A 791-nucleotide genomic window follows, 5' to 3' on the forward strand; every position below is an offset into this window, starting at 1 on the left:
ATGTTTTTTGTAAAATGGGTCATTCAAAAGATTGCTGAAATAACCAATACTACAATTACAGGTGACTTTTTAGATCATCCAGCCTACAGCAAATTGATTCTGTTTAACCTTCGAGCCATGGACGGTGCTAGTACTGTCACGGTAAACCAGCATTTACCAGAACTGACTGTAGAGCAGTTCTTTCTTGAGCTTCGAAAGCTGCCTAATCTCAAGTTTAACTTTAACCCAGTACAGAAGTCTTTAGAAATCAATTTTTGGGAAGATGATTTGCAACAACCAGCCGTAGTGGACTGGAGCGACAAAGGATTAATTGGTGAAATCAAAGTGCCTGAACCTAATACAAGAATCCAACTAGGTTACAAATTAGACTCAGCGGATGCACTGACCAAAGATAAACCCACAGAACTGAGTGATTATATTACTCCAGAGTACAGTGGACAAATGTACAGCGGCGTTGCCAAAGTTATATCAGAGTTTTCGACAACTCTGGTCAATGCAGAAACTGGTTTAGCTGAAGTACGCCAAGAAGGTGTTACCGAGCAATTTGCCCAGCTCACAAAAAAGGTATCTCCCAAAATATTATTTTGGCACGGACTCCAAGACGGATACCCCAAAGCTTTACCAAGTTTTGGTAATTATAGTTTGTATTGGAATGGCCCAACAGGACTTAAAGCAAACCACTGGTCAAAGCTTGAGCAGATGCGTGCTAACCAGTTTTACCTCAAGAAAGAGTTGATATTAAACGAAGTGGATTTGGCAAAACTAGACTTTTCAAAAAAGGTCTATTTGAA

Annotated in this window: 1 protein-coding gene; it reads left to right on the forward strand. The window is 39.8% G+C overall.

The window, feature by feature from the left end; genetic code table 11:
- The coding region (locus GVN22_RS28590; protein ID WP_166554179.1) for a hypothetical protein at positions 1–791 on the forward strand (791 nt) is incomplete at both ends.

Origin of the sequence: Cellulophaga sp. BC115SP (assembly GCF_009905545.1) — a bacterium.
Classification (GTDB): domain Bacteria; phylum Bacteroidota; class Bacteroidia; order Cytophagales; family Spirosomataceae; genus Flectobacillus; species Flectobacillus rivi.